General features: G+C 41.6%; 15 protein-coding genes, 1 other RNA gene and 1 pseudogene. 12 read left to right on the top strand and 5 right to left on the bottom strand.

The features are described 5' to 3' along the window. Positions 1-10 precede the first annotated feature (10 nt). Together cydB and H5154_RS14150 are read right to left on the bottom strand one after the other, a co-directional pair. Positions 11-1150 carry a cytochrome d ubiquinol oxidase subunit II gene (gene cydB, locus H5154_RS14155; RefSeq protein ID WP_182718680.1) on the bottom strand — a complete coding sequence of 380 codons (1140 nt, stop codon included), beginning with the start codon at positions 1148-1150 and terminating at the stop codon, positions 11-13. After that, positions 1147-2748: a cytochrome ubiquinol oxidase subunit I gene (locus tag H5154_RS14150; RefSeq protein WP_182718679.1), complete on the bottom strand. Its 1602-nt coding sequence runs from the start codon at positions 2746-2748 to the stop codon at positions 1147-1149. Before H5154_RS14150 ends, cydB begins: the two co-directional genes overlap by 4 nt. A gap of 378 nt (positions 2749-3126) precedes the next feature. Between H5154_RS14150 and lpxB the strand changes: the two genes are divergently transcribed. From lpxB to H5154_RS14120, 6 genes are all read left to right on the top strand, one after another. Beyond that, complete coding sequence (lpxB, locus tag H5154_RS14145; RefSeq protein WP_145240502.1) at positions 3127-4284, top strand: lipid-A-disaccharide synthase; 1158 nt, start codon at positions 3127-3129, stop codon at positions 4282-4284. Further along, positions 4274-4870, top strand: coding sequence for a ribonuclease HII (rnhB, locus tag H5154_RS14140; RefSeq protein ID WP_182718678.1), 597 nt, complete (start codon positions 4274-4276; stop codon positions 4868-4870). Before lpxB ends, rnhB begins: the two co-directional genes overlap by 11 nt. Then, positions 4870-8361 (top strand): DNA polymerase III subunit alpha, encoded by a 3492-nt coding sequence (gene dnaE, locus H5154_RS14135; protein ID WP_182718677.1) that lies wholly within the window; start codon positions 4870-4872, stop codon positions 8359-8361. Before rnhB ends, dnaE begins: the two co-directional genes overlap by 1 nt. A 16-nt stretch (positions 8362-8377) precedes the next feature. Beyond that, entirely contained in the window at positions 8378-9334 is a 957-nt protein-coding gene (accA, locus tag H5154_RS14130) for an acetyl-CoA carboxylase carboxyl transferase subunit alpha (protein WP_145240508.1), read from the top strand. A gap of 107 nt (positions 9335-9441) precedes the next feature. Beyond that, on the top strand, positions 9442-10749 hold the full coding sequence (tilS, locus tag H5154_RS14125) for a tRNA lysidine(34) synthetase TilS (RefSeq protein ID WP_182718676.1): 1308 nt from the start codon (positions 9442-9444) through the stop codon (positions 10747-10749). Continuing rightward, positions 10746-11093, top strand: a complete 348-nt coding sequence (locus H5154_RS14120; protein WP_182718675.1) for a hypothetical protein — start codon at positions 10746-10748, stop codon at positions 11091-11093. The genes tilS and H5154_RS14120 overlap by 4 nt, the downstream gene beginning before the upstream one ends. A 48-nt stretch (positions 11094-11141) precedes the next feature. Here the strand turns inward: H5154_RS14120 and H5154_RS14115 are convergent, their stop codons facing one another. Beyond that, a complete protein-coding gene (locus tag H5154_RS14115; RefSeq protein WP_149982978.1) occupies positions 11142-12038 on the bottom strand; it encodes a diguanylate cyclase in 897 nt (298 codons plus the stop codon). Positions 12039-12188: 150 nt separating this feature from the next. Here H5154_RS14115 and H5154_RS14110 point away from each other — a divergent pair, with 150 nt between their 5' ends. Then, positions 12189-14165: a monovalent cation:proton antiporter-2 (CPA2) family protein gene (locus H5154_RS14110; RefSeq protein WP_182718674.1), complete on the top strand. Its 1977-nt coding sequence runs from the start codon at positions 12189-12191 to the stop codon at positions 14163-14165. Between the two features lie 14 nt (positions 14166-14179). Here the strand turns inward: H5154_RS14110 and H5154_RS14105 are convergent, their stop codons facing one another. Then, positions 14180-15325: a patatin-like phospholipase family protein gene (locus H5154_RS14105; protein ID WP_182718673.1), complete on the bottom strand. Its 1146-nt coding sequence runs from the start codon at positions 15323-15325 to the stop codon at positions 14180-14182. Between the two features lie 184 nt (positions 15326-15509). Between H5154_RS14105 and H5154_RS14100 the strand changes: the two genes are divergently transcribed. From H5154_RS14100 to H5154_RS14080, 5 genes are all read left to right on the top strand, one after another. Continuing rightward, positions 15510-16385 (top strand): DUF3014 domain-containing protein, encoded by an 876-nt coding sequence (locus H5154_RS14100; RefSeq protein ID WP_182718672.1) that lies wholly within the window; start codon positions 15510-15512, stop codon positions 16383-16385. Between the two features lie 140 nt (positions 16386-16525). After that, an RNA gene (ffs, locus tag H5154_RS14095) (signal recognition particle sRNA small type) lies at positions 16526-16622 on the top strand. 133 nt (positions 16623-16755) lie between these two features. Continuing rightward, positions 16756-17385 carry a TnsA endonuclease N-terminal domain-containing protein gene (locus H5154_RS14090; protein WP_182718671.1) on the top strand — a complete coding sequence of 210 codons (630 nt, stop codon included), beginning with the start codon at positions 16756-16758 and terminating at the stop codon, positions 17383-17385. Next, on the top strand, positions 17378-19198 hold the full coding sequence (locus H5154_RS14085; protein ID WP_182718670.1) for a Mu transposase C-terminal domain-containing protein: 1821 nt from the start codon (positions 17378-17380) through the stop codon (positions 19196-19198). Before H5154_RS14090 ends, H5154_RS14085 begins: the two co-directional genes overlap by 8 nt. Before the next feature lie 2 nt (positions 19199-19200). Next, a complete protein-coding gene (locus tag H5154_RS14080; protein WP_259398512.1) occupies positions 19201-19809 on the top strand; it encodes a TniB family NTP-binding protein in 609 nt (202 codons plus the stop codon). Positions 19810-19812: 3 nt separating this feature from the next. On the opposite strand, the pseudogene H5154_RS14075 reads toward H5154_RS14080, so the two are convergent. Next, positions 19813-21016 (bottom strand): annotated as a pseudogene (locus H5154_RS14075) (IS256 family transposase). Positions 21017-21264 lie beyond the last annotated feature (248 nt).

Raw genomic sequence — 21264 nt, 5'->3', positions numbered from 1 at the left:
TCAAATCTCCTTAGTAACTGCCATGGCTGTTATTTTCAATTTCTTCTACGGTTACTTTGCGCCACATTTTCACATAACACCATGTGGTGTAAAGTAAAATAAGTGGCACAAAAATACTTACTGCAATAAACATTACATTCAATGTTCTATGGCTAGAAACCGCATCCCATATTGTTAAACTAATATCAGGGTGATTACTTGATGGCATAATAAATGGGAATAAGGACATTCCAGCCGTCATGATCACACCGCCAAGCATTAAGCTTGTTGCTATTAATGCCAGCCCCGGCCTATTAATTTTTGAACATATCCACGCTAATGCAGCCATTAAAAAAGCGACCGCAGGGAACAGCATAGTTAAAGGCATTTGTTGATAATTGTTTAACCAAGCACCTGCAGAGGTGGTTACTGTTTTATCTAGTGGGTTTGCAAAGCCTTGCGCATCACCCATCGAGATTATTTGGTAACCATCAAGATTAGCAATCCAAATACCTGCAACAGCAAATAACATGATGAATGCTAACAGTGCATAACGACCATATTGCGCTGAGCGACGAGCAACATCACTGTCTGTACGCAGCTGTAACCACATACCGCCATGGGCAAGTAACATAGTTACGCTGATCAAGCCGGCTAATAAGGCAAATGGATTTAATAATGCAAAGAAAGATCCTTGGTAGCTGGTTCTAAGGTATTCATCAATACTAAATGGCACACCTAAAAACAGATTGCCAAAGGCCACGCCAAATACCAGAGCAGGAATGGCACTGCCAGCAAATAAGCCCCAATCCCAATTGTTACGCCAGCGTGGAGAGTCAATTTTGCTGCGATAGTCAAAACCCAAAGGTCTAAAAAATAAGGCAAACAATACCAACATCATAGCAAAGTAAAAGCCCGAAAATGCAGCCGCATAAACCATCGGCCACGCTGCAAATAAGGCACCCCCTGCGGTGATAAACCATACTTGGTTACCATCCCAGTGTGGACCTACCGTATTGATCACCACACGGCGTTCACTGTCGGTTTTACCAACTAACTTGATAAGCATAGCCACGCCCATGTCCATACCATCGGTGATTGCAAAACCAATTAACAATACGCCGATGATAACCCACCAAAGTAACTTTAACGTTTCATAATCGAAAATCATGATTTTGCTCCTTGCTCGTCAGTTATTTGGTCGCCATTAGTATGGTCATCTAAATGTTCAAAGTGATATTTACCAGTGTGCAATGAACTTGGTCCTATTTTAACAAATCGCAGCATCAGCCAGCCTTCGACAATAGCAAGGCCGGTGTAGAATACGATAAAGCCGGTTAAGCTTATTAAAATATCATTGACAGTCAGTGACGAGGTCGCTAAAAAGGTCGGCAGTATTTCAGAGATTGCCCACGGCTGACGGCCATACTCTGCAACTATCCAGCCAAACTCGATTGCTATCCAAGGTAGAGGAATACTCCACACCGCAGCCCACAATAACCAACGTTTTTGTTCAATCACACGATGTGCATTGTAATAAAAAGACAATACAAATACGCCCAGCATAATCACACCACAGCCAACCATGATCCTAAATGACCAAAACATCGGGCCTACTTGAGGGAACGAATCTTTAACGGCTTGCTGAATTTGTGCTTCAGTTGCATCCACTACATTTGGTGTATAACGCTTTAACAATAAGCCGTAGCCTAAATCAGCTTTGAGGGTGTCAAACTTAGCAATATTCTCAGCTGAGTCATCACCACTGCGCAGTTTTTCAAGGTATTTATAAGCGATCATACCGTTACGAATACGCACTTCGTGTTGTTTTTCTAAATCATTAATGCCGATGACTTGCTCATCTAGCGAGCGGGTCGCTATTAAGCCTAGTGCATACGGGATTTTAACGGCAGCATGGGTCACTTGTTTATCGGAATCAGGGATCCCAACTAACGTAAACGCAGCGGGTGCTTCCTCGGTGTGCCATTCAGCTTCAATGGTTGCCAGTTTTACTTTTTGTACTTCACCGACTTCATAGCCTGATTCATCGCCAAGTAAAATAACACACAATACTGAGGCTAAACCAAAGCCGCTAGCGACTGAAAAAGAGCGTTTTGCAAAAGCGAGATCACGGCCCTTAAGGATATACCAACTACTGATCCCCAATACGAACATGGATGCGGCAACATAGCCCGCAGACACAGTATGAATAAACTTAACTTGTGCGACAGGGTTAAACACAAGCTCGGCAAAACTCGTCATTTCCATGCGCATAGTTTGATAGTTAAATTCAGCACCGACAGGGTTTTGCATCCAACCATTAGCGACTAATATCCACAGCGCAGACATATTAGTACCAATAGCCATTAAAAAGGTTGCACCTAAATGCTGGCGTTTACTGAGCCGCTCCCAGCCTAAAAAGAACATACCCACAAAGGTCGATTCTAAAAAGAATGCCATTAACCCTTCTATCGCAAGGGGAGCGCCAAATACATCGCCCACATAATGAGAGTAATAAGACCAGTTAGTACCAAATTCAAACTCCATGGTAAGGCCTGTGGCTACACCAATGGCGAAGTTAATGCCAAATAGTTTACCCCAAAACTTGGTCATATCACGGTAGATTTCTCGGCCGGTCATTACATAAACCGACTCCATGATCACTAAAATCCAGGTCATACCTAGAGTCAGTGGTACAAATAAAAAGTGAAACAGGGCGGTGACAGCAAACTGTAATCGCGATAGATCCACAAAGGTTTCATCTATCATTTTTTATAGCTCCTTGTATGTGCGGGCGAGTCACAAAACAAATAAAGTAAGCAAAAGTTAGTTAATTAAGTTTCAGTAATTATTGAAACTTTATGCATTATTCTCTTTTGGTTAATTATTGTCAATCACAACATGGATAAATATTACCCCATTATGATTAATGCGACGCTTTTTAATCGGCTTTAGTTAGTGAAACACAGAGCTTAACTATTTACCAATATATGTTTGAAAAACAGGCAAATAGTTCTGATTGTATCAGTAAAGGTACGTTGCTGAAGGTTTCTCTAATTTATTCAGGGTGTGTCATTTAATCGCGCAGTAAAACAAGCTAGACTACTGCCTATGACCGTCTTGTTGACTTGTGAATAAAAAACAGCCATGAATAAAGATAAACAGCCACTACGTATAGCGATTGTAGTTGGAGAGCTCTCTGGTGATATTTTAGGTGAAGGCCTAATTAAAGCATTGAAACAGCGCTACCCTGATGCCATTTTTGAAGGTATTGCAGGGCCGAAAATGCAGGCGCAAGGCTGTAGTAGCTTATTTGATATGGAAGAGTTAGCTGTAATGGGCTTAGTGGAAGTGCTAGGCCGATTACCGCGGTTATTAAAAATTCGCAAGCAACTAGTCCAACACTTTATTGATAACCCGCCAGACGTTTATATAGGTATTGATGCACCTGACTTTAATTTACGGGTTGAAAAGCCGTTAAAAGATGCTGGTATTAAAACGATTCAATATGTAAGTCCATCAGTGTGGGCATGGCGAGAAAAACGTATTCACAAAATCAGCGCTGCAACCAATATGGTGCTGGCTTTATTACCGTTTGAAAAAGCATTTTACGATAAACATAATGTGCCATGTACTTTTGTTGGCCATACACTGGCTGATGATATTGCCCTTGAGCATGACGACAGCGCAGCGCGTCAACAATTAGGTTTAAGCCTTGATGATAAAGTACTGGCATTATTGCCAGGTAGTCGAGGCTCAGAAGTAGGGTTGCTTAGTGAAACTTACCTTAAAACAGCGGCCGGGCTACAAGCTAAAAATCCTGATTTAAAAATAGTGGTGCCATTAGTAAATGAGCAACGCAAAGCACAATTTAGTGCTATTTTGGCAGCTACAGCGCCACAACTAAATATTCAGTTGTTGGATGGACAATCGAACCTTGCTATGCAAGCGGCAGATGTGATTTTAATTGCATCAGGTACCGCGACCCTGGAAGGGATGCTTTATAAAAAACCTATGGTGGTTGGCTATAAAATAAAAGCCCTAAGTTATTGGATTTTTAAAAGTTTATTCACTTTTAATATTAAATACTTTTCGTTACCAAACTTATTAGCTGACGAAGAGCTAGTGCCTGAATTTATGCAGCATGATTGCAGCGTTGAAAACCTAACGAACGCCCTTGAACCAATGCTAAATAGTGATAATCGCGAGTTGAAAGCGCGTTTTTTAGCCATTCACCAGCAAATACGCTTAAATGCTAGTGAGCAAGCAGCCACTGCTGTTGCGGAGATTATAGATGCAAATTGAACGACCTAACCTCAGCTTTATCGCTGGCGTTGACGAAGTCGGCCGTGGGCCATTAGTTGGCGATGTAGTGACCGCTGCGGTGATCCTCGATCCAGCTAAACCGATAGCTGGTCTTGCGGATTCAAAAAAGTTAACCGATAAAAAACGCCAAGCACTGGTAATTGAGATCAAAGAAAAAGCGCTGTGTTGGTCCATTGGCCGATGTAGCCCCACAGAAATCGACGAGTTAAATATTCTCCATGCCACTATGCTGGCAATGACTCGTGCGGTTGAAGGCTTAAGTACCACCCCTGAGTTTGTATTTGTCGATGGCAATCGCCTACCTGCGCTCAGTATGCCGGCACAAGCCGTAATAAAAGGCGACAGTCTAGTGGCAGAGATCTCAGCAGCATCCATTATTGCTAAAGTTGCCCGTGATGATGAAATGATTGAGCTTGATAAACGCTATCCAGAATATGGTTTTGCAGGTCATAAAGGCTACCCAACCAAGGCACATTTTGCTGCTCTTGAGCAGTACGGCGCCATTAGTGAACATCGTAAAAGCTTTAAACCAGTACAACGTGTACTGGCGATGCTGGAGAAGTAATGGCAGCTCCAGATTTTGTGCATTTACGGGTACATTCAGACTTTTCAATGGTCGATGGTTTAGCGAAAACTAAACCGATTGTCGCCAAAGCGCAGGAATTACAATTACCGGCATTGGCCATTACCGACCAAATGAACTTATGTGGTTTAGTGCGCTTTTATGACACCGCTCATAATGCGGGTATTAAACCAATTGTTGGTGCTGATTTTTGGTTACACAGCCCAGAGTTTCCAGAAGGGCCTTGTCGGTTAGTTATTTTAGCTAAAGATAATGTCGGTTATAAAAATCTTACCCTTTTAATCTCTAAAGCGTATCAACGTGGGCATTTATTTCATCGCCCTGTTATTGAACGAGATTGGTTAGTTGAGCACAAAGAAGGGCTTATTTTACTCTCTGGTGCCAAAGATGGCGATTTAGGTAAAGCGCTATTAAAAGGCAACCCAGCCACAGTTGAGTCGGTGGTTAGTTTTTATAAACAGCATTTTAGTGATAACTACTATATTGAGTTGATACGTACTAAGCGTACACAAGAAGAAGATTATTTACACTTAGCGGTTGAGCTTGCAACCGTTGAGCAGTTGCCAGTAGTGGCTACCAACGAAGTGGTATTTTTGAAGCCTGAAAACTTCGAGGCCCACGAAATACGCGTAGCAATATTTGACGGCTATACGCTTGATGATAAACGCCGACCAAAGCGCTTCTCTGAAGAGCAGTACTTAAAAACCCCAGCACAAATGGCTGAGCTGTTTAGTGATATCCCTGAAGCGCTGCAAAACAGTGTGGAAATCGCCAAACGCTGTAATGTGACGGTGCAGCTTGGTACGTATTTCTTACCAGATTACCCAACCGGCTCATTAAAAATTGAAGACTTCTTGGTGAAAGTATCCCGAGACGGTCTTGAAGAGCGCCTACAGTTTTTATTCCCTGATGCAGCGGACCGAGCAGAAAAACGTGTTGAATACGACGAGCGTTTACAAATCGAGCTCGATGTAATTAACCAAATGGGTTTCCCTGGTTACTTCTTGATCGTAATGGAGTTCATCCAGTGGAGTAAAGATAACAATATTCCAGTTGGGCCAGGGCGTGGTTCAGGTGCGGGTTCGTTAGTGGCGTACGCGCTGAAAATTACCGATCTTGATCCGCTTGAATTTGATTTACTTTTCGAGCGCTTCTTGAACCCTGAACGTGTATCAATGCCGGATTTCGACGTCGATTTCTGTATGGATAGACGCGATGAAGTAATCGATCACGTATCGGCTCTGTATGGACGAGATGCGGTATCACAGATCATTACTTTTGGTACTATGGCAGCAAAAGCGGTAATACGTGATGTTGGCCGAGTACTTGGCCACCCGTACGGATTTGTTGACCGTATATCAAAACTGATCCCAGGCGATCCCGGCATGACGTTGGCAAAAGCGTTTGATGTTGAGCCACGCCTGCAAGAAGCTTACGATGGCGATACAGAAGTAAAAGACTTAATCGATATGTGTCGCATCCTTGAAGGCTGTACACGTAACGCTGGTAAACATGCCGGTGGTGTGGTTATTTCACCGACTACAATTACTGATTTTGCCGCCCTGTATTGTGACGATGAAGGTAAGTTTCCGGTTACTCAGTTTGATAAAAATGACGTAGAGACCGCCGGATTAGTAAAGTTTGACTTCTTAGGTCTGCGAACCCTGACCATTTTGCAATGGGCAGTTGATATGACTAATGAGCGCTTAACCCGAGAGGGCAAAGAGTCAATAGATATCAACACCATTCCACTGAATGATAAAAAGAGTATAGAGCTGCTATTAAGAGCAGAAACTACCGCGGTATTCCAACTTGAATCCCGTGGTATGAAAGACTTAGTAAGGCGCTTAAAGCCCGATTGCTTTGAAGATATGATCGCCTTGGTAGCCTTGTTTCGTCCCGGGCCATTACAGTCAGGCATGGTAGATAACTTCATCGACCGAAAACTTGGTCGCGAAGAAATTTCTTATCCAGATGCACAATATCAACACGAAAGCTTAAAGCCTATTTTGGAGCCGACTTACGGCATTATCTTGTATCAAGAACAAGTAATGCAAATTGCTCAGGTACTGGCAGGTTACACCTTAGGTGGCGCCGATATGTTACGTCGTGCAATGGGTAAGAAAAAGCCAGAAGAGATGGCAAAACAGCGTTCAACATTTGAAGATGGTGCGCGAAATAACGGCATTGACGGCGAACTGGCGATTAAGATCTTCGACTTGGTAGAGAAGTTCGCAGGCTACGGTTTCAATAAATCACACTCCGCAGCCTATGCGTTAGTATCGTACCAAACGCTGTGGATGAAAACCCATTATCCTGCTGAATTTATGGCGGCGGTGATGTCGGCTGATATGGATAACACTGAAAAAATCGTCACCTTGGTTGATGAATGTGAGAACATGAAGCTCACTTTATTACCGCCTGATGTAAATGCTGGTGCCTATAAGTTTACAGTAAACCTCAAGGGTGAAATTGTTTATGGTATTGGTGCTATCAAAGGCGTGGGTGAAGCGCCTGTAGATGCAATTTTAGAAGCGCGAAGTAACGGTGGGCCATTTAAAGACCTATTCGATTTTTGTGCGCGGGTAGATTTAAAACGTATCAATAAACGCGTAACCGAAAAACTTATTTACGCCGGTGCGCTTGATCAACTCGGTCCCGAGAAAACGCAACCAGCGCGTGCTACGTTATTGGCAAGCTTAAAAGACGCGATGAAAGCGGCTGATCAGCATCATAAAGCAGAGTCGTTAGGGCAAACTGATTTATTTGGTTTATTAGCGACAGAGCCGGATGAAGTCGAGCAAGCATTTATAAAAGCCACGCCACTGACTGATAACCAATGGCTTGATGGGGAAAAAGAAACCTTAGGCTTATATTTAACCGGGCACCCAATAAATCAGTATCGTAAAGAGCTGAAATATTACACCAGTGGTAAATTAGTGGATTTACAGCCAACTAATCGTGATGTGCAATCAACCGCTGCAGGCCTTGTTATAGCTGCACGTACACTAGTAAATAAAAAGGGAAATCGTTGGGGGCTTGTAACTTTAGATGACAAGAGTGCCCGTATTGATGTACGCTTATTCCCAGAACAGTTTGAAATGTACCAAGATATGCTGCAAATCAACAATATCTTGGTAATATCTGGACAGGTCAGCTTTGATAACTTCTCCGGTGGTATTACAATGACCGCCAGAGACATATGCACCATCGCGCAAGCGCGCGAAAAACGTATTAAAGCGATTAAAATGACGCTAAATATGGTGCAAATCGAAGCCAACTTCTTCGATAAATTACAAAAAGTACTCGAACCTTATAAGTTTGGTACTTGTCCGATTAAGGTTTACTATCAGCGTCCAGATGCGTTGGCACAGTTAACCCTCGGGACAGAATGGTGTGTTACGCCTAGTGATGACTTAATTCATAAGTTATCGTTAATGGCGGCGCAAGATGTAGAACTAGAATTTAACTAATTAGGTAGTTTAGAGCATGAGCCTCAATTATCTTGATTTTGAGCTTCCAATCGCAGAGTTAGAAGCAAAAATTGAAGAGTTACAAAATATAAGCCGCGCTGGCGATTTAGACCTTGAGTTAGAAGAGGAAGTCAGTCGATTAAAAGAGAAAAGCGCTAAAATGAAAGAGGAAATATTCTCTAAATTAGGTGCTTGGCAGGTTTCTCAGTTAGCCCGTCATCCGTTGCGTCCTTATACTCGAGATTATATCGAGCGTATTTTCACGGAATTTGACGAGTTTGCTGGCGATCGTACTTTTGCGAATGATCCGGCAATTTTAGGCGGTGTTGCACGCTTTGAAGGTCAACCAGTGATGGTTATTGGCCAACAAAAAGGCCGTGACACAGCTGAAAAAATTAAACGCAACTTTGGTATGCCAAAGCCTGAAGGTTACCGTAAAGCATTACGCTTAATGGAAATGGCAGAGCGTTTTAAAATGCCAATTATGACCTTTATCGACACCCCAGGTGCATACCCAGGTGTTGGCGCTGAAGAGCGAGGCCAATCTGAAGCAATCGCACGTAACCTTAAAGTGATGGCAGCATTAAAAGTGCCAACAATTTGTACGGTTATTGGTGAAGGCGGCTCAGGTGGTGCTCTAGCCATTGGTGTAGGTGATCGCGTTAACATGTTGCAGTACAGTACTTACTCGGTGATTTCACCAGAAGGTTGTGCATCAATTTTGTGGAAGAGCGCTGATAAAGCACCTCTTGCTGCAGAAGCGATGGGTGTAACCGCTGAGCGTGTTAAAGAGCTTGATTTGATCAACAGCTTAGTTGAAGAGCCATTAGGTGGCGCACACCGTAACTACGAAGGTATGGCGCGTAACCTGAAAAATCAACTTAAGCGCGATTTAGCTGATTTACAAGCTCTGTCACTGGATGAGATGCTTGATCAACGCTATAAACGTTTAATGTCGTTTGGCTATTGTTAAGATAAACAAAACAACCAAATTGATGAAAAAAAGCCGCTATTGCGGCTTTTTTGTTTTAGAATGCTTTGGAGCTTGGAGCACTACTAAATTTAAGTTGATGGTTACTCATGCAAACAACATCGTTATACCAACAAGTAAAAAATGCCATTACGCCTTATACCGATGAGCACAAAACCGCATTTACGGTAGCGCTCTCTGGTGGTGTGGATTCGGTGGTATTACTGCATATAATGAATGCGCTAAAAGCTGAAATACCGCAACTGCAATTAAGCGCAGTTTATGTTAATCATGGTTTAAGTCAGTATGGCGACGATTGGCAGCATTTTTGCGAAAAACTATGTGCAATAGTAAAAGTTCCTTTTTACTCGGCTCAGGTAAAAATCACCAATAAATCACGCACGAGTCTAGAAGAGCTCGCCCGCGATGCTCGGTATCAGGCACTTGATCAGCATAGCCCAAGCGGCAGTATTATTTTGCTAGGGCAGCACTTAAATGATCAACTAGAAACGTTTTTACTGCGGCTAAAACGCGGCTCAGGATTACAAGGCTTAGCATCTATGCGGCAAACTCGCACCTTGAGTTCTGGGCGAGAATGTTTACGGCCACTGCTGAACAGCACACGACACAGTATTGAACAATTTGCTACCGAGTTTAAGCTTGAGCATATTACCGATGATTCAAATACAGATGAGCGCTTTGATCGCAACTTTATTCGTCAGCAAATAGTACCTCTATTAAGTGAACGATTTAGCGGCTTTGAGAAAAGCGCAGCACGCAGTGTTAACCTTCTTCAACAGCAGCAAGATGTACTTGATGAATACACTCAGTTAGATTTAAGCCAATGCCAAAACACCCAGCAAGGGTTAAGTTGTTTACAGCTAGCAAATTTTAGCGCTGCGCGCCAAGCAAGTGTTTTGCGTTGTTGGCTTGGGCAGTTTACGACGCTTATGCCATCACAACAACAAACTCAGCAAATACTTACACAAGGTTTAACAGCAAAAGCTGATGCGCAGCTACTTATTCAGTTAACCGAAGGGCAAGTTCGCCGGCATCAAAACTTTTTATATTTTGTACGTGAAACAACCGTTCCTGACAGCCAATCACTAACAGCTCAAAAACAGTTACTTTCAGATGGTCGCACCCTAATACAATTATCAGGTATAGGAGTTAGAAAGCCATTGTCTGATGAACACGTTTCTGTTCAGTTTAATTGCCCACAGGCGCGTATTAAACCGCTTAAAAAACCGGGTCACAACAGTATTAAACATTGGTTTAAAGATGCCAAAGTAGCGCCATGGTTACGTGCTAATGTGCCACTAATTTTTTATAATGAGCAATTGGTTTATGTCGTAGGGCATTTTATAAGTGCAGAACACGCCGATGAAAAAGGTATATTTTGGGAGATAAAAATATGACAACGTCACAGCCACACGTTGGTTTATCACTAGTCTATAAAGCGCCGTTAGGGCTTATAGTTACAGCCGTTGTAGCGGGCATTGCCACGGTAATGTTTGAGCTGGCGCTATTAACGTTAGCGTATTCGGTTGCAGGTGGTTTGGTGTGTGCGATTATTTTAATTGCGTACTGGTTAGGTAAAGGCGGACTATTTTTTATTGTTGGGGTGAGTATTCCATTATTAATGGTCATTGTTGTACCACTGACCAGCATGGCTGCTTTGTTATACCTAATTAGTGGTTTCTTTTTTGGTTTTTGCTTAGCACTATTAGGCTATAAGTTATTGGTCAAGTCAAAAAGTTAGTATAAGTATCAAAGTAAGGCCTAGCGGGGGAACTAGGCTTACCTTTAATTAATACGCTTTAGCGCAGTTACGCCCTGATGCTTTGGCCTTGTATAAACCTTTATCGGCGCGGGCAAAAATCTCATTCTCACAATCTTTGCTGTTTGCCAAGGTAAATCCAATGCTGGTGGTGACTTCATATTGTTTCATTAAACTTGACTGCGCCACTAACTGCATCACTCGCTGAGCAATCACTTTATTTGTGGTAAATTCAGGATCATCAATTAATACCGCAAACTCATCGCCACCAAAGCGAAATACAGAATCTGTGCCGCGAATACTACTGCATAAAACGTTGGCAAACTCTTGTAATACGTCATCGCCAATTTTATGACCGTAGCTATCATTAACTTGTTTAAAGTTATCTAAATCTAACAACATTAAACTAAATGGACGATGATGGCGGCGAAAGCGCTCTAATTTTTGCGTCAAAATAGCATCAAACTGACTACGATTATTAAGCCCTGTTAAGGTGTCTTTAGTCGCTAGTTTTAGTACGCGGCTATACATTAATGCATTGCGTAATGGGTAAACCAATGCGCAGTGTAAGCCAACTAACTTTTGTTCAATATTGCCCGAAAGCGGATATTGGCAAAAATAGATAAGCTGCCCTAAATGTTCATTATTTATGTCTAAATTAAATGAATACGGCGGTTTGCTGTTATCACTATTAGCAATTTGTGCCACCCCAAGAGACGACTGAAACTGCAAGCCTGAAAAATTAATAAGCTGCTTTGCGTGTTCAGCATAAATCGTTAGTAGCTCTTCTATGTTCAACGTTGTTTGCAGTTTCTCGAGCAAACTATGGATAGCTGCGGGCTCATTATTACGGTAATGCTCTGCCGAAAACGGCAGGAACTCGCCACGTGCTGAGATGCGCTGCGTCAAAATATGGACATTTTCCATGGTTTTCTCCCCCTAGGAGTTTGTTATTACTTTTCTAAGCGATTTTTGTGCCACTATTCCAAACTGGCTGAAAAACAGATAGTTGCTATAGTTAACTCTTAAGTAGCTAAAATTTTGACGGTATGGCAACAGTATAAATAGGAGGTTTATTTGCAAAGTGTATTGGCTCAAATATTTGGCTTATTACTGGCTGCTGTGGTGCTGGTATGGTTATTTAAGCGCATTGGCTTACCGCCGATCCTCGCCTACCTTGCTACTGGCTTATTAGCGGGTAGTCATGGCATTGGCTGGATGGCGCAAAGTCATGAAATACATTTTGTAGCTGAGCTTGGTATTGTATTTTTATTATTTAGTTTAGGGCTGGAGTTTTCTGTTGGCCGCTTAATGGCAATGCGCAATATTGTATTTGGCTTGGGCACGTTGCAAGTAATTGTCACAAGTATTGTGTTTATGCTGATTTTATTGTTGATGGATTTGTCTTTGTTGAGCAGTTTCACTATTGCGACATTAATGGCGTTGTCATCAACAGCGGTGGTGGTTAAATTACTTAAAGAAACCGGCGAACTTAAACAGCGGCGAGGGCAGCTCGCTATCGGAATGTTATTATTTCAAGATATTGCGGTGGTGCCGTTACTGATTACTTTACCTTTACTGGCCCAAAGCAGTGATACTGAAGGCATTGCCTGGGCCCTGACTTTCGCTTTAACTAAAGGCGCGTTTGTATGTTTGTTGTTATGGATGATAGGCAAGTGGGTATTGCCAAAAGTCTTTAGCGAAGTTGCATTAATGCGCACCGATGAATTGTTTGTTTTGACTACTTTAGTGGTTGCCTTATTTGCCGCAGGCTTAACGTATTTATTTGGCTTATCGATGGCGCTGGGCGCATTTTTAGCAGGAATGATGCTCGGCGAAAGCCAGTACCGACATCAGTTAGAAGCCGATATTCGACCATTTCGCGATATTTTAATGGGCCTATTTTTTGTCACTGTCGGCATGCAGCTCGATATTTTATACGTGTTTGGCGTATGGTATTGGATAGTGGCTGCATTAGCGCTAATGCTAGTATTAAAAATTGGTGTTATTACTTTTTTAGCGCAACTGATGGGCGAGCGAAAACAAGATGCAATTGCAGCAGGCATCATGCTGTGGCAAATGGGCGAGTTTGGTTTTGTATTAATTGCGCTTGCTACTAAACACCAATTATTAGCTTTAGATCACGCCTCATTTTTAATCGCTATTGCAGTCATGTCGATGGGCTTAACACCTTATTTAATAGAATCGACGCCTTGGTTATTAAAACAACTTGGGGTATTAAAAAATCCCAACGGTGAGTGGCAGCAACAGCCTAACAGTAGCACCTTGTATCAAAACCATGTAGTTATCTGTGGGTTCTCTCGGGTGGGGCAAACTATTGCGCGGTTTTTAAAGCCAGAAGCAATAGAGTACGTTGCTGTTGAAAGTAACCCAATACTAGTTCAAGAGGCCAAAGCAGCTGGAGAGCCCGTTATTTTTGGTCATGTAAAACAAAAAGATATTTTAAAATCAGCAGGAGTCGAACGAGCTCGACTAGTGATCATTACTTTCACCGATTTTGAACATGCGCAAATCGTGATCGATGCGATAAAGCAAATAGCTCCTGACGTGAAAATACTGGTACGCATGCGCGATGATAGTCATCTCGAAGCACTCAAAGAGCTTGGCGTGACTGAGGTGGTGCCCGAAACGCTGGAAGCGAGCTTAATGTTAGTGTCGCACGTGTTATCTATGTCGGGCGTACCAATGTCGCGTATTGTTAGGCGGGTTAGCAAAGAGCGGCGTAACCGTTACCAATTTTTACATGGTTTTTTTGCCGGAGATCAATTTGATAGTGAAGAAAATAACGCCGAGCGGCTTGAGTATTTACACGTTATGGCACTGCCAGAAAACGCCTTTGCGGTTGCTAAAAATATTAATGAATTAAATCTCGAAAAACGTAAAGTATCAGTGCGAGCATTACGGCGCAAAGACCGTGAAATTGATAGTCCATCGCTGCACACTATTTTACTCGCCGGAGATATTCTTGTACTACAAGGTAAACCTCGACGAGTAGAGCGGGTAGAGTGCTATTTACTCGATGGTACGGATTAGTGAATAGTTCGCTGTTAATCGAGCTCTAAAAATTCGCGTATCTGCGGCAGTTTCTCTAAACCATCTTTATAACCAATTTCAATCAAATGCTGGGTATAGCGTTTTTCAAATAATAAGTAACTGGTTAAACTCGATTGAGAACGTTTTTTAACCCCGATCATTCGCAGTAATATTTTAATGGCTAAAGGCATATCACTGTAATAGTTTGCGGCAATGGCATTAAAGTTTTCTGATGGATTGATCACAAAACTTTGTATTTGCTTTAATTCTTGGTGTTTATCACGCCCAGGTAACAAACCTAAAGTTCGGTTAATTCGTTCAAGGCGCTCAAGATCTGACTGTAAGGTGTCGGTAAACACACTGTCGAGCAAATGGCCCGCAATTGAGGATAACCCTGGGAAGTGAGGGAGATAACCCGGCGGATGAGCTTCTTTGGGCTGATCAACACCAATAATAAATATTTTTTCAGCGCCTAAATGGACACATGGACTCAGTGGCGACAATTGGTGAATAGAGCCATCACCAAAGTAGTGGTTGTATACATTTACGCTCGGAAACACCATAGGAATTGCACTGGACGCCATTAAATGTTCAACGTTAATACGGGTCGCTTGGCCTTCGCGTTTAGCGCGCCGCCAAGGTGATTGTGTATTAGATTGAAAAAACGCCACAGAATCACCCGTGGTATAGCTTGATGCGGTGATTGACAGCGCATCTAAATAATTACGGTGTAAATTACGCTCAATGCGAGTTAAATCTAAAATTTCATTAAGTAAATTACGTAAAGGCTGATTATTCAACAAGCTCGCTGGTGGATGATTAATATGTTCAGATTGAAAACTGGTCAGCATGTTACGCATTAAATGGCCAAACACGCTGATAAAATCACTTTTATATACCATTGACGTAGAAAAGTTTTTCCAAACAGATTCCAGTTTACGTACCGCCAAATGGGTGCATGAAGCATAGCTTGCTAGCGCAGCTGAATTGATCGCTCCGGCAGATGTACCATTAATAATAGTAAATGGCAGCGGGGCGGTACGCGGCATACTGTGCGCGAGCGCTTTAAGAACCCCAACTTGGTAAGCGGCACGTGCACCACCACCGGTCAGTAACAGAGCAACTTTAGGTTTGTTTTTATCGATTTGCTTGATTTTCATAGTTGAGTTTCGTCGTTGCAATTAAGCGGTTAAGCGTCTTTACTTTATTTATTAACTGTAAGTCTTTAAGCTAGAAGAATCAAAGGATACCTTAGCTACGTTAATAATTATTAGTGTAGGCTATGAATTAAATCCATTTAGGGTACTCTTACTGTTATCGCATTTTAATATTTATGGAGTTCGTATGTCAGATCAACCATCAGCGTCAGATGTTCAAAAACGTCCACCGAATAATAACCTTTTATTTGCAGGCATCATTTTAATTATTATCATTATTGCTGCAGCGTTTGTGTTATTAAACTCAAGTGATGAGTCACAATCAGCAACCGAAGTTGAGCAACACGTAGCAGAGCGCCCCATGATGGAGCTAAAACCAGAGAACGATCCGGTTGTTAATGCCCCATCTGTTAATCCTGAAAAGCCTGCTGATTTAGCCGTGCCAACGCCACGCCCAGTAGAGCCTGAGCCGCAAGTAGAGCCACTACCTACTCTTGATGAAAGCGATCCTGTCGTTGTTGCTAAGTTAGACGAATACCTAAGTGATGCCGCTATGAGTTTGGTTATAAACGACGATGTTATTCGCCGTGGTGTGGTATTTATAGATAATCTTGCCAAAGGTAAAATTGCGCAAAAACACACTCCCGTTATTAAGTTAGAAGAAGGCTTTAGTGTGGTAGAGGGTGATATTCTTACCATTGATCCAAACAGCTATGAGCGTTATACCCCTTATGTAAAAATCTTTACTAGCATGAGCGCAGCGCAAATCGTACGTTTATATGATGAGTACAAACCACTGATCAATGATGCATATACAGAAATAGGCTATCGAGGTGATGCATTTAATCAAACACTTGAAGAAGCGATAGACCTATTATTGGATACCCCAGAGCCAAAAGGGGATATGCCACTGTTACGTGATTCAGTCACTTATCAATATGCTTACTCAGAATGGGAACGCCTACCAGCGGCACAAAAACAACTGCTACGCATGGGCCCTGAAAATATGAAAAAAATAAAAGCTGTACTACGCAACGTAAAAAAAGAGTTAGATAATCAATAATCTTACTTAAATCGTTTAAAAAACAGTGCGATTGTATATTTAACATGCAATCGCACTTTCTTTTTGTGTTTCCCCTTGAATAACACAGCAAAAGTAGAGATAATCCCTCCCGCGCCAACCAAGGCCCTCAATGGTAGTCTTATTGGTCCTCTCGCAACACTAGCAGGCGAACCTGGTCAGGCCCGGAAGGGAGCAGCCACAGTTTGTGACGTGTGTGCCGAGATGTGGCTGGTAAGACTGCCACCCAAATTCCTCATTTGGGTGTTGTTTGAAGTATAAGTTGACATATTTGTACTAAAAGATGGCATAAATTGGAAGTATAAGGTGGCATAGTCTAGTATTTAACCAAATGGTTAGATGGCTGATTCACATGTACAGAAGAAAACTAAAACACTCCCGTGTTAAAAACCTCCATAAATTTGCTAGTCAAAAAAATAAATCTACTTGTTTAGTCGAATCCTCTTTAGAATTTGATGCTTGTTTCCATTTTGAATTTTCACCATCAATAGCCGCATTTGAAGCACAGCCACTAGGTTACGAATATCAGTTTGATAACCGTATTTGCCGTTACACACCTGACTTTTTACTAACCCACACAGACGGCACGCAAAAATTTATCGAAGTAAAACCACAAAGCAAAATTGCCGACGAAGACTTTCGTGCACGTTTTATTGAAAAGCAAGCCATAGCAAAGCAAGGTGGACGTGACTTAATACTGGTTACAGATAAACAAATCCGTGTATACCCAACACTCAATAACTTAAAGCTTTTACATCGCTACTCTGGTTTTCAGTCTTTAACAAAGCTGCAAGCATCGGTGCTAGAACTTGTTAAGCAATACGGCTCTATTAAAGTGGGCCAGTTAGTTAACTTTTTAAAAGTAACTGCCGGTGAGCTACTTGCTACGGTGCTACGCTTATTATCACTAGGGCAGTTATTTGCCGACTTAACTACAAATGAAATATCAATAGAAACAGCAATTTGGTCCAACAATGTTTAATGATGGTTTGTTTGATGACGAATTTAACCAGCCATTACCAAAAGTAGAGACCAAACTACCTCAAAATTACGCCAAAGATTTACAAGCCCTTCCTGAAAAAATTAAAACAACAACATTTGCTAAGCTTAAATATATTCAATGGCTTGAGGCTAACATTCAAGGCGGTTGGACACAAAAAAACCTTGAGCCTTTATTAAAAGTAATGCCCGCAGTTGAGGGAGAAAAAAAGCCCAGTTGGAGAACAGCAGCACGATGGTATAGCGCTTATACCAATGCGGATAAAAATATAATGGCGCTAATACCAAGCCATCAAAAAAAGGGTAACAGGGAGCGCGATACAGCCACCGATAAGTTTTTTGAAAAAGCACTTGAGCGTTACTTAGTAAAAGAAAAGCCATCAGTGGCTTCGGCTTACAAGTATTACGCAGACTTAGTTGTTATTGAAAACGACAGTGTTGTAGGTAGTGTTTTAAAGCCTTTAACATACAAAGCGTTTAAAAACAGAATAGATAACTTACCACAATACGAAGTAATGGTTGCTCGTTATGGTAAGCGCCTTGCTGATATTGCTTTTAATAAAGTGGAAGGGCATACACGGCCTACCCGAGTACTTGAAAAAGTTGAAATTGACCATACACCCCTTGATCTTATTTTATTGGATGATGAGCTACATATCCCACTTGGTCGGCCAACACTCACTATGTTAGTAGATGTGTATAGCCATTGTATTGTTGGCTATTACTTTAGCTTCAGTGAGCCTAGCTATGATGCAGTAAGGCGAGCGATGATGAATGCCATGAAACCTAAAAGTGAAGTGGCAAAGCTATACCCTGATACAGTAAATGAGTGGAAGTGTGCTGGTAAAATTGAAACACTCGTTGTTGATAATGGCGCTGAATTTTGGAGTAACAGCCTTGAACTTGCTTGCGAAGAAATAGGCATTAATACTCAATATAATCCTGTCGCAAAGCCCTGGTTAAAACCCTTTGTAGAACGTATGTTCGGCACAATTAACACTGAGTTACTTGACCCGATCCCAGGTAAAACCTTTTCTAACATTTTGCAAAAACATGAATATAACCCCAAAAAAGATGCAATCATGCGCTTTACGACCTTTATGCAGCTATTTCATAAATGGGTAGTAGACGTTTACCATCAAGATGCTGACAGCCGATTTAAGTACATACCAAGCCAATTATGGGATCAAGGCTTTAATACGTTACCACCAACAGTACTGAGTAATGATGATCTTCAACAGCTAGATGTTGTGCTCAGTATTTCAAATCATCGGGTGCTCCGTAAAGGTGGAATAAGGCTAGAAAACTTAAGCTACGACAGTACTGAGCTGGCCAATTATAGAAAGCAATTTAGCCATAAAGTATCTCAAGACGTTTTAATTAAATTAAACCCCGATGATATTTCTTATATATACGTTTACCTTGATAAACTAGAGCACTACATCAAAGTGCCATGTAAAGATCAAGACTATACCCAAGGTTTGAGTTTGAATCAGCATAAAATAAATATGCGCATTCATCGCGACTTTATTTCGAGCTCTATCGATAATGTAGGCTTAGCAAAAGCGCGTATGTTTATTCATAATAAAATTCAAAACGAGTTTGAAGAGTTAAAAAATGCGCCAAAACACTCAAAAGTAAAAGGCGGTAAAGCATTAGCTAAGCATCAAAATGTTAGTAGCGACTCGCAGAAATCAATAGCTCAGAGCGAGCCAGTAGAGCCCAAAAAGGTTACACCTAAAGAGCAACCAACAGATAGCTGGGATGACTTTATTTCAGACTTAGATGGATTTTAATTATGCTGACCGATAAACAAAAAGAAAAGCTGAATGAATTTCGTGATGTATTTATTGAATACCCAATAATAACCACTGTATTTAACGACTTCGACAGATTAAGGCTTGGTAAAGGGTTAGCGGGCGAAAAGCCCTGTATGCTGTTAAATGGCGATACAGGCACGGGTAAAACAGCACTAATAAAACAGTATAAAGAACGCCATTTACCGCAGTTTATTAATGGTGTTATGAATCACCCTGTATTAGTAAGCCGCATACCTAGTAACCCTACGCTAGAATCTACTTTAGCTGAGCTTCTTAAAGACTTAGGGCAAGTAGGCAGCACAGAGCGGAAACTGCGAGTAAATGGTACTCGGTTAACGACATCATTAATAAAGTGCCTAAAAACGTGTGGCACAGAGCTGATAATTATTGATGAGTTTCAAGAGCTAATTGAGCATAACCAAGGTAAAAAACGCCGCGAGATTGCTAACAGATTAAAGTATATTAATGATGAAGCGGGCGTATCGATAGTATTAGTTGGTATGCCGTGGGCAGAAAAAATAGCAGACGAACCTCAATGGTCATCGCGTTTATTGGTAGAGGGCGTTCAAGATTCTGTGTCAGCTTAAAATTTAAAGATCGAGCACGTTATCTAAACGCCCTTTAAAATAAATTGCCAACTGAGATAAACAAAGGCTCCAATTGTGTATGGGCATTGTCCATTTCTCGGTAGCATTTAATATGCCAGCATAAAGCAACTTCAACAAGCTATTTTCATTTGGAAAAGCGCCTTTTGTTTTCGTTAATTTCCTAAACTGACGATGGACTGCTTCCACCGCATTCGTTGTGTATATGACCCTACGTATAGGCTCAGGGTACTTGAAATAGGCTGATAAATTATGCCATTTATTACGCCATGAGTTGATCACTAGCGGATAAGCGTCCCCCCATTTAGCCTCCAGCTCATCAAGTGCTATCTCTGCTGCTTCTTTTGTTGATGCGCGATAAACGGGCTTTAAGTCGGCCATAAATGCTTTTTGATTCTTTGACGCGACATACTTCATTGAATTTCGTATTTGATGAACAATACATAATTGAACTTCTGTCTCGGGAAATATAGCTGCAATGGCTTCTGGAAAGCCTGTTAGCCCATCAACGCATGCAATTAGTATGTCTTTAACGCCTCGATTATTTAAGTCGGTAAGTACCGACAACCAGTAATTAGCGCCTTCATTTTCGGATAAATGCAAGCCAAGTATTTCTTTTTTGCCATGAATATCTAGCCCTAATAACGTATAAACGGCTTTACTAATATAACGGCCATCTTCTTTGACTTTGTAATGAATAGCATCAAGCCACACAATCGGGTAGTGACTATCGAGAGGGCGCTGTTGCCATGCTTTAAGCTCTGGAAATAAGTTTATCGGTCACAGCACTGATGGTGCCAGTGGCGACGTTCATGCCGTACATATCTTCAATGTGCTTATTAATATCACGATAGCTCATCCCCATACTGAACATGGAGAGTATTTTTGAGTCTATTTCGTCACTCAATGTCGTTTGGTTCTTCTTGATGAGCTGAGGCTCAAAGCTACCACTGCGGTCTCTAGGCGTCTCTAGCTCAAAATTGCCAGCAGGTGACTTAATCGTCTTCGTGCTAAAGCCATTTTTACGGTTAGGCGCCTGCTCATTAGCGAGGTGATGTTCAAGCTCAGCCTGGAGCGCTGACTCGGTTAATTGTTTGATAAGTGATGTAAGTACACCATCTTTACCGTTTAGCTTTTTACCTGATTGAAGCGCTTTAACGGCATCTTCGAAGTTGAATTGATTTGTCATGTGTCATTCCTGTTTTTTATCAGTTTAATCAAATGACACAGATTTTTGAACACTCCCGTGTCAACATCAGTAACGTTGAAGCGATTGGATTATTAATCATCCAGACTGAAAGGGGAGTAGCTATCCCCCTGTGTCAGGATAGTTGTCGCCTCTAACTTTTAATAGAGGCAGATAAAAATGAGACGTCGATTTACACAAGAATTTAAAGTTCAAGCGGTTGAAAAAGCATTATCTCAATGTGATGATGT

The organism is Pseudoalteromonas sp. SR44-5 (assembly GCF_014163675.1).
Taxonomy (GTDB): domain Bacteria; phylum Pseudomonadota; class Gammaproteobacteria; order Enterobacterales; family Alteromonadaceae; genus Pseudoalteromonas; species Pseudoalteromonas rhizosphaerae.
The sequence above is the reverse complement of the archived record's forward strand: the minus strand, read 5'-3'. Positions and strand labels throughout refer to the sequence as shown.